The sequence below is a fragment of the Kribbella sp. genome (assembly GCF_035687465.1).
Lineage (GTDB): Bacteria > Actinomycetota > Actinomycetes > Propionibacteriales > Kribbellaceae > Kribbella.
In genome coordinates this window covers 1-8,039 of sequence record NZ_DASRXP010000412.1, presented here as the reverse complement: position 1 = coordinate 8,039, position 8,039 = coordinate 1, and the positions used below count along the sequence as shown (strand labels likewise).

At 66.4% G+C, this 8,039-nt stretch carries 12 protein-coding genes and 2 tRNA genes; 10 read left to right on the top strand and 4 right to left on the bottom strand.

What is annotated here, in order from left to right:
* Positions 1-510 precede the first annotated feature (510 nt).
* Both VFG33_RS21335 and VFG33_RS21330 read left to right on the top strand, forming a co-directional pair.
* Positions 511-642 (top strand): hypothetical protein, encoded by a 132-nt coding sequence (locus tag VFG33_RS21335; protein WP_325054676.1) that lies wholly within the window; start codon positions 511-513, stop codon positions 640-642.
* Between the two features lie 48 nt (positions 643-690).
* Entirely contained in the window at positions 691-1,695 is a 1,005-nt protein-coding gene (locus VFG33_RS21330) for a hypothetical protein (protein ID WP_325054675.1), read from the top strand.
* 40 nt (positions 1,696-1,735) lie between these two features.
* On the opposite strand, the gene VFG33_RS21325 is transcribed toward VFG33_RS21330, so the two are convergent.
* The gene (locus VFG33_RS21325) at positions 1,736-2,368 is read right to left on the bottom strand and encodes a DUF899 family protein (RefSeq protein WP_325054674.1); all 633 of its coding nucleotides are present in this window, start codon (positions 2,366-2,368) and stop codon (positions 1,736-1,738) included.
* Between the two features lie 221 nt (positions 2,369-2,589).
* Between VFG33_RS21325 and VFG33_RS21320 the strand changes: the two genes are divergently transcribed.
* From VFG33_RS21320 to VFG33_RS21300, 5 genes are all read left to right on the top strand, one after another.
* Positions 2,590-2,662, top strand: a tRNA-Thr gene (locus VFG33_RS21320).
* Between the two features lie 50 nt (positions 2,663-2,712).
* Positions 2,713-2,786: transfer RNA gene (locus tag VFG33_RS21315), tRNA-Met, on the top strand.
* A 67-nt stretch (positions 2,787-2,853) separates the two neighbouring features.
* Complete coding sequence (rpmG, locus tag VFG33_RS21310) at positions 2,854-3,021, top strand: 50S ribosomal protein L33 (protein WP_209692755.1); 168 nt, start codon at positions 2,854-2,856, stop codon at positions 3,019-3,021.
* Between the two features lie 159 nt (positions 3,022-3,180).
* On the top strand, positions 3,181-3,762 hold the full coding sequence (locus tag VFG33_RS21305) for an NADPH-dependent FMN reductase (protein WP_325054673.1): 582 nt from the start codon (positions 3,181-3,183) through the stop codon (positions 3,760-3,762).
* Between the two features lie 13 nt (positions 3,763-3,775).
* Entirely contained in the window at positions 3,776-4,111 is a 336-nt protein-coding gene (locus VFG33_RS21300) for a winged helix-turn-helix transcriptional regulator (RefSeq protein WP_325054672.1), read from the top strand.
* A 6-nt stretch (positions 4,112-4,117) separates the two neighbouring features.
* Here the strand turns inward: VFG33_RS21300 and VFG33_RS21295 are convergent, their stop codons facing one another.
* Both VFG33_RS21295 and VFG33_RS21290 read right to left on the bottom strand, forming a co-directional pair.
* A complete protein-coding gene (locus VFG33_RS21295; protein WP_325054671.1) occupies positions 4,118-4,525 on the bottom strand; it encodes an NYN domain-containing protein in 408 nt (135 codons plus the stop codon).
* 401 nt (positions 4,526-4,926) lie between these two features.
* Positions 4,927-5,712, bottom strand: coding sequence for a hypothetical protein (locus tag VFG33_RS21290; protein WP_325054670.1), 786 nt, complete (start codon positions 5,710-5,712; stop codon positions 4,927-4,929).
* Positions 5,713-5,800: 88 nt separating this feature from the next.
* On the opposite strand from VFG33_RS21290, the gene VFG33_RS21285 reads away from it, so the two are divergent.
* The 3 genes from VFG33_RS21285 to VFG33_RS21275 are packed head-to-tail and all read left to right on the top strand — an operon-like array spanning position 5,801 to position 7,742.
* Positions 5,801-6,223: an FAS1-like dehydratase domain-containing protein gene (locus VFG33_RS21285; protein ID WP_325054669.1), complete on the top strand. Its 423-nt coding sequence runs from the start codon at positions 5,801-5,803 to the stop codon at positions 6,221-6,223.
* The gene (locus tag VFG33_RS21280) at positions 6,220-6,636 is read left to right on the top strand and encodes a MaoC family dehydratase (RefSeq protein WP_325054668.1); all 417 of its coding nucleotides are present in this window, start codon (positions 6,220-6,222) and stop codon (positions 6,634-6,636) included. The genes VFG33_RS21285 and VFG33_RS21280 overlap by 4 nt, the downstream gene beginning before the upstream one ends.
* The gene (locus tag VFG33_RS21275) at positions 6,633-7,742 is read left to right on the top strand and encodes a UDP-N-acetylmuramate dehydrogenase (RefSeq protein WP_325054667.1); all 1,110 of its coding nucleotides are present in this window, start codon (positions 6,633-6,635) and stop codon (positions 7,740-7,742) included. The genes VFG33_RS21280 and VFG33_RS21275 overlap by 4 nt, the downstream gene beginning before the upstream one ends.
* A gap of 13 nt (positions 7,743-7,755) precedes the next feature.
* Here VFG33_RS21275 and VFG33_RS21270 read toward each other — a convergent pair.
* A partial coding sequence (locus VFG33_RS21270; RefSeq protein WP_325054666.1) for a hypothetical protein occupies positions 7,756-8,039 on the bottom strand: 284 nt, incomplete at its 5' end.

Below are 8,039 nucleotides of genomic sequence, written 5' to 3'. Positions count from 1 at the left end.
GAAGTCGAGATGCCGCTGCGGTCATCCACAACGGCTCAACGACCATAACGACGACGTCACAGACCCCTCAAACGCGCAGTGCGACGAGATCACGGAATCTGGCTACTCCTCGTGTTTGCCATCTGCCCGCTCGTGGCCACTCAGGCGTAACTTAGGCGCTCGGGTAGTTGAATCCGGCCGTGACGGGGATCACCTGCGTCCCGGCCGCGAACGGCCCTGTGGAGGCGCTAGGGGCGTCCACATAATGAGAGGTTTGTCCCTCCGTAACGTCCGAAGAACCCGGGGTCCTGCCCTCCCCTTCTTCGGACGCAACGCGGCAGCGGGTGGTGTTGGGGTCGGGGGAGGTGTTGGAGGCGGACTTGGTGGTGCTGGCGTTGGGGTATCTCGATCGGGAGCCGACAGTTGAGGAGGTCAGGTGGACGAGCACCGCGGAGGCGGCGGGCCTCACCTACATCGCCTCCGGCTACACCGCGGACGTCGACCTGACCGAGCTCCGGCCGGGGGGAGAACGTGATCGTCCGCGGTCTCGGCCAGGCTTTCATCGACCTGATGGTGCTGCTCATCGAGGCCCGCGGCGGCTGGTACGACGATTGCCCCGGCCTGCTCACCTACCACCCCTCCGGCAACGAACCGATCCTGTAGGTCGGATCGCGGCGAGGTGTTCCGTACCACGCCAAGCTCGGTTACACCGTGGCCGGAGCGACCCCGGTTCCCACGCGCTACCTGACGACCGAGGCTCTCGCGGGAGAAGGGCTTCTCGACTTCCAGTCCGAGGTCAGGCCGCTGATCGACAAGGAGCTCGCGTTCGCCCACTACCAGCAGCTGTTCCAGGTCCACCCGGAGCGAACAAGGTGGTCGTGGCAACAGTTCGAGGAACTCCTGGACAGAACGTTGCCCACGGCACCCGAATTCGTTGCCGCGGTGGAACAAGCAGTGCCAGCGGCCGAGGACCGGTTCATCCTGGCCGAGGTGGATCGTCCCTTCGCCGGCGTCTCCTTCGCGGATCGCGGTGAACTCGACCGGAGGTTGGTGCGGTTGGTCGAGACGGACCTGCTGCGCCGCACCGACCCGGAGTACTCGGCCGATCTAGCGGTCTTCAATGCCTTGCTGAGCATCTACAGCGTGCTGTCGGTCGCGATCACCGCGGGCAGGCTGTCCGACGAAGATCGCGTACGGCACGTGGAGACCGAGTGGCACGGGTTCTTCTCCTTCGTCGCCAGCGGACCGCCTCCGCGCCGCTTGGAGGAACTGCTCGCGCTGCACCGGGCGGGAATCGTCCGATTCGCCGGGCCGGAATTGGAAGTTGCTCTGGACAATGATCGGTTCGTGCCCCGCAGCCCCGCAGTACCAGGGCAGGTCGGGGCTCGGCATGATCCGGCGGATGCGGTGGTCGGTGCCGGGTTCAACGGGCTCTATGTGAAGAAGAGCTCGCAGGAGGCCGTGGAGGGATACCGGCCGATCTTCGACGCCTTCATGGATTCGCCGGGTGCGCGGCACAAGCAGCTGCCGTTCACCACGCTGGAGGAGTTCCTCGGGGGCGGGTCCGTGCTGGTGGGGTCGCCGGAGCAGGTGATCGACAAGTTCGGCCGCTACCAGGAGGCGTTCGGGCACGAACTGTCCGGCGTCGCCCTCGAGGTGCCGGGGCTTCCGAGAACGACAATCGCGCCTCCGTCTAGACATTCGTCACGGAGGTGATGCCGGTACTGCGCTTGTCGTACCCGAGCCGCGTCTGGACTCAGCCGTAGGTCGGGTGCTGGGGCCAGCCTTTGGGGGAGTTCTCCCAGTCCTGCTGACGGCCGTACGGCGCCAGGTCGAGAATGTTGTTGACCCACAACAGCCGGTCCACGCCGCGCTGGCCGGTGGTGTAGGTGCGGTAGACGGTGTCGCCGTCGCGGACGAACACGTTGAGGAGGAAGCCCCCGCCCGCGCCGGTGTCCGCGGTGAATGTCGTACCGGCGGAGGAGGCGAACGGCACCGTCCAGCCCATCTTCTTCCAGTAGCCGGCCATCTGGTCCAGTGGCATGTCCGACACCGTCGCCCAGGCCACGCCGTCCCGGGCCAGGCCGTCGAGGTCGGTGACCTGGTTGGTGAAGTGCGTGCAGCCCGGACAGAAGTGGTCCGGGCCGCTGTGCATGAACTGGTAGAGCGCGAGCTGCTGGTGGTCACCGAACAGGTCGAGCAGCGTCACCGCCCCGTTCGTCGACGCGAACGTGTACTCCCCGAACCGCACCATCGGCAACCGGCGCCGCTGCGCCCCCAGCTTGTCCTGAGCCCGCGTGGCCGCCTTCTCGGCCGTCAGCAGCTCGTCCCTGGCCCGGTCCCACTCCTCCGCGGATACCACCGGAGGCAGCGCGTTCTGTCCAGCCATGTTCTTGTCCTCTCCAGGAGTCTTTGAGAGTACGACGAAGCCGCGCCCGGCTTCTCGACATCGAATTTCCGCTCCCCGGCAGATCGTGCTGGACCGAAAATCTGGCCAGAAGTACTCGCGGGAGCCGGTATGCTTTCCGGGACGGACTGAGGGGCCTGCAAGGTGCGGTCGGCTCGATTTCACATCGGGGCGGCAGACCGTGTAATCTCTCTCCTCGGCCCGCCCCTTTAGCTCAGTCGGCAGAGCGTCTCCATGGTAAGGAGAAGGTCTACGGTTCGATTCCGTAAAGGGGCTCTGAGAATCGCTGTCCCGTCCGGTCCGCCGGATGGGATGACGGTCTCTCTGGCGGGGTAGCTCAGGTGGTTAGAGCACACGGCTCATAATCGTGGTGTCGCGGGTTCGACTCCCGCCCCCGCTACCCACCAACGCAGTATCTCGAGAGTGCGATCACCCAAGTTGCGCACTCCTGACAAGAAGAGGCACTAGTGGCCAAGTCGACCGACGTCCGCCCGAAGATCACGCTGGCCTGCACGGTGTGCAAGGAGCGCAACTACATCACCAAGAAGAACCGGCGCAACGACCCGGATCGTCTTGAGCTGAAGAAGTACTGCGCCCGCTGCAACGACCACACCGAGCACCGCGAAACCCGCTGACCTCAGCACTCTTCGCGAGGGCCGCTTCGGATCACCGAAGCGGCCCTTTTCGCGTGCCCGGAATCATGTAGCTCAGGATTACTTAGGAGCTAAGGTTTCCTGATACGCTCGAAGTGTTAGCCGGCGCAGGCCGGTGGGTTCCGAGCGAAGGATCAGGCTGTGGCCGTACTGAAGATCATCATTGCCAGCACGCGACCCGGCCGGGTCGGTTTCCCGGTCGCGAAGTGGATCGACGCGCTGGCGGTGGAGCACAGTGCCTTCGACACTGTCGAGCTGGTCGACCTCGCCGAGGTGGACCTGCCGTTCATGAACGAGCCCAACCACCCGCGGATGGGGCAGTACATCCACCAGCACACCCAGGACTGGAGCCGGACCGTCGACGAGGCGGACGCTTTCGTCTTCGTGATGCCGGAGTACAACTACGGCTACAACGCCGAGCTGAAGAACGCCATCGACTACCTGCACACCGAGTGGCAGTACAAGCCGGTCGGCCTGGTCAGCTACGGCGGGGTCGCGGCCGGCACTCGTGCCGCGCAGATGATCAAGCAGGTGGTCACCACGCTGAAAATGATCCCGATCTTCGAGGCGGTCTCCATCCCGTTCGTCCGCCAGTTCATCGACGACGACGGTAATCTGGTCGCCAACGACGTGATGACAACGGCGGCCGAGGCCATGCTCGACGAACTGCACCGGCTGGCCGACGCGCTGCGTCCGCTCCGGGCGGCCGTGGTCACCACCTGAGCAGGGGGCTCGCATGGGGGAAGTGCGCGACATCCACAAGATCTGCCCGCGGTTCCACGCCGCCATCGAGCTGATCGGCGCGCGCTGGACCGGCGCGATCCTGGTCGCCCTGATGGAGGGCCAGAACCGCTACGCGCTGATCAAGGCTGCAGTACCAGGCCTCAGCGACACCATGCTCGCCGAACGCCTCCGCTCCCTCGAAGCCGAAGACATCGTCGAACGCCGCGTCATCCCCTCCACCCCCGTCCAGGTCGAGTACTACCTAACCCCCAAAGGCCAAGACCTGGAACAGGTAGTCAAATCCATCGAAACCTGGTCCCACCGCTGGATCCCAGTCCCGCAGGCCTGACCGCCCTCAGATCCACTTCTCCGGGCGCCGACGCACGGCCTTGATCGCCGGGTCGTAGACGGATTCGGGGAGCTGGGATCGGCGGAGCGCCGTCTCGTTGATGCTGAAGAACCCAAGATCCGCGAACCGCTTATGTGGCTTGGGGTTTCCTGGCGGCATCGCCATGATCACCTGTTGCTCGGGCCGGACCTGCTTCACCGCCCTGATCGCCGGAGCAAAGTCGGAGTCGGCGCTGATCAGCAGTGTCAGGTCGGCCAGCCCTCGGGCGACATCTGCAACCATCGCGGCTGCCAAAGCGACATCGGTCTCCTTCTCCTCGAAGGTGCGCACTTTGCGAGGGCAGGCGCAGAGCCAGTCCTCACCGCACTGTTTGCAAGGTGCCAGCTTGCGCGGCTTGAACCAGCCGATCTGCACATCCAGGACTGATCCGCAGTGCGCTTGCAGGCCTCGAGATAGTGGTTCTGGCGCGACGCGGCGTCAGGCTCGCCCTTCACCAGTGCCGTGTAGTAGCGGACGACGGCGATGTCATCCTCCGGTCGGAGGCGCTGTACCAAGTCGGCGACGTCAAGCCAGAGGTACTTGCGGGCGAACTTGCTTTTCATGCCGTAGAAGAGGTTGAAACCGTCGATATAGGCGGCAACCGTCGCCATGCCCTGCCCCCGTCAATGAGCCGTGGGCCAACCGCGGCCCGTGGTAAAGTAACGACATCGATGCCGGTTCGGCCGGCTGGAATGGCCCCCTCACGGGGGCCGTTTTTTTGCCCGGACGGCCTTCGCATCGACACGTTCAGTTGTAGACGGCTCCACCGACAGTTATCAGACGGTGAGGATGGGGCGGCCGGCTGTGTAGGCGGTTAGGCGGGTGGGGCGGGGGGTTAGGCAGCAGGAGCCGCAGACGGTGCCGCAGCCTTTTTCGCTGGTGTAGTAGAGGCAGCAGGTGTTGCGGAGGTAGACGAGTTTGTTGGCGGCTTCGGTGACGTCGCCGAGGCGGGCCAGGCCGGCCGGGGCCTTGGCGATGAAGGTGTCCCAGCGCTCTTGTAAGAAGGAGGGCGCGACCGTCTCCTCTTCGCGGGTTGCGGCGCAGAAGCCCATAGCGCAACCGGCTGCCACGCCGCCGTGGAGTTGGCGGAGACCTGCGCGGGTTCGGCGATGGAGTTCTGTTGCCAGTGGGAGAAGGTGCTCTGCCAGCACCACGTCGTACAGGGTCTGGAGACCGCCTGGCAGGAAGCGGGCGGATCTGATCACGACCGAGGCGAGGCCGTGGCCGTCGTGCGGGCGGACCCAGAGGTTGTGCGGGCGGATGTCGAGCACCCGGCCCTCCAGCGCCCAGAGCAGCAGCGCCGTCGCGGGCGCGCGGCCGGCGTAGAACGACATCAGGCTGAGCGCGTTCGCGTGGGCCGAGACGTGGCCGCTCGCGTCGTGGTCGCGCTTGAGTAGTTCGGTCAGCTCGGGGCTGTCCGGTTCGAGGATCCGGTCGACCCGGAGCCAGTCGGTGCCGCTCGGCTCGCCGATCTCCAACCGGTAGCGAGGGGCATACCTGGCCAGCGCGGCCACACCCGCCCTACCAGCTACAGAACCTGCCGTGACACTGCGTGCCGTCACACTTCCTACCTTCCTGCGATCCCCCAGTGATCTCAGTCGAGTGGGTGGCGGCCCTCGGTGTCACAGTCTGCCAGTAGGGTTACTGGATATGACGATCGACGCCACGATGGTCGGCCGGAGCTATGCGGCCGCCGAGTCCTACCAGGTCGGCCGGGAGAAGATCCGGGAGTTCGCCGACGCGATCGGGGACCCCAACCCGGCGTACCGCGGTGATGAGGCGATCGCGCCGCCGACGTTCGCGTTCGTGCTCAGCGCCGGGGCGCTCGACCTGTTGCTCGCGGACCCGGACCTCGGCCTCCGGCTGGACCGGATCGTGCACGGCGCCCAGAAGTTCAACTACGTCCGCCCGATCAAGGCAGGCGACGAGGTGGCCGCGAGAGCGACCATCACCACCGTCCGCAAAGCGGGTGACGTCGAGGTGATCATGTACGAGACCGTGCTGACGACTGCCGAGGGCGAGCCGCTCGCCACCTCGACCGCGACCGTCACGCACAACCGGGCGGACGCATGAGTCCCCAAGGTGCGGCCGAGGTCGGCACCGAACTGCCCTCGCTGACCGTCACGCTGCGGCGCGAGGACCTGGTCCGGTACGCCGGTGCCAGCGGCGACTTCAACCCGATCCACTGGAGCGACCGGATGGCCGCGGCCCTCGGTCTGCCCGGCGTGATCGCGCACGGCATGCTGACGATGGCGAGCGCTGCTCGGGTCGTCACGGACTGGCTGGACGACCCGGCTGATCTCGTCGAGTACGGCGTGCGGTTCACCAAGCCCGTCGTGGTTCCGGACGACGACAAGGGCGCGACGGTCACCTTCTCGGCGAAGGTGGACAAGGTCGCGGACGGGCTCGCCGAGATCGACATCACCGCGATCGCCGGCGAGGACAAAGTCCTCGGCCGGGCCAGGGCGGTCGTGCGCGTCCCGTGAGTACTTCGCAGCCCCCTTTCGGGACACCGACCGCGACGTCGGCCGAAACGCCAACCAGCACGTCGACCGAGACGTCGACCGTGACCGCCGACGTTCGGCTGGCGGATTTGACCACTCTGCGGATCGGAGGGCCGGCCGACCGGCTGGTCGCGGCGACCACCGAAGCCGACCTGATCACGGCGATCCGTGATGCCGATGCCGCGAAGGAGCCGGTGCTGCTGCTGTCCGGCGGGAGCAATGTGGTGATCGGCGATGAGGGGTTCCGCGGCACGGTGATCAAGGTCGCCACCACCGGGATCCGGGTCGACGCCGATGCCTGCTCCGGCGCGATGATCCACGTCGCAGCGGGGGAGGACTGGGACGCCGTCGTCCAGCGCGCGATTGGTGAGGAGTGGAGCGGGCTCGAGTCGATGTCCGGGATCCCCGGGCTGGCCGGTTCGACGCCGGTGCAGAACGTCGGCGCGTACGGGCACGAGGTCGCCGAGACGATCGCCTCCGTCCGGGTCTGGGACCGCGTCGACAACGCCGTCCGGACGATCTTCGCTGCCGACTGCGGATTCACCTACCGGAGTTCGCGGTTCAAGGCCGACCCGGCGCGCTACGCAGTACTGGAGGTTGCCTTCCAGCTTCGGCTCGGGGACCTGTCGGCGCCGATCGAGTACGCCGAACTGGCCCGGGTGCTCGAGGTCGAGCCGGGATCGCGGGCACCGATGACCGCGGTACGAGAGGCTGTTCTCGGGTTGCGCCGGAGCAAGGGGATGGTGCTCGACGAGGCGGACCACGACACGTGGAGTGCCGGGTCCTTCTTCACGAACCCGATCCTCGACACGACGGCCGAAGTACCGGCGGGTGCACCGCAGTGGCCGCAGCCTGATGGCCGGGTGAAGACCAGCGCGGCCTGGCTGATCGAGCACGCCGGCATCGCGAAGGGGTACGCGATCGGCAACGCGGCCGTCTCCTCCAAGCACACCCTGGCCCTGACCAACCGCGGCAACGCCACCGCCAAAGAACTCCTGGCCCTGGCCGCCCACGTCCGCTCCCAGGTCCACCAGGCCTTCGGCATCACCCTCATCAACGAACCAGTCCTGGTGAACTGCAGCCTCTGATTTGTTCGCGTGTTCAGAGGCGCCAGGTGGGTTCATTTTGTTGCATCCAGTGGATTAGGTGTTCGGCCGCCTTGGGGCATCGGCCTGGGCCGGTGAGGAGGTCGGCGGCTACCTGGGGGAGGGCGGCGATTCTGATGCCTGTCGGGGTTCTGCGGGCGCGGGTGTAGACGACGTTCAGGTGGGGTTCGGCGAGGAGGACGTCGGCGGTGGCTGGGGATGGGGTGAGGTTCCAGGCTTCGGCGGCTGCGGCGGCGTCTGGGGTGTAGATCATCGCGGTGCGGATCGGGGGAGTGCTGG

Bases quoted from the DNA above. Each gene is read 5' to 3' on its own strand.
- VFG33_RS21300 (WP_325054672.1), top strand. From the start codon at position 3,776: ATGGGGGAAGTGCGCGACATCCACAAGATCTGCCCGCGGTTCCACGCC.
- VFG33_RS21285 (WP_325054669.1), top strand. From the start codon at position 5,801: ATGACGATCGACGCCACGATGGTCGGCCGGAGCTATGCGGCCGCCGAG.
- VFG33_RS21280 (WP_325054668.1), top strand. From the start codon at position 6,220: ATGAGTCCCCAAGGTGCGGCCGAGGTCGGCACCGAACTGCCCTCGCTG.
- VFG33_RS21325 (WP_325054674.1), bottom strand. From the start codon at position 2,368: ATGGCTGGACAGAACGCGCTGCCTCCGGTGGTATCCGCGGAGGAGTGG.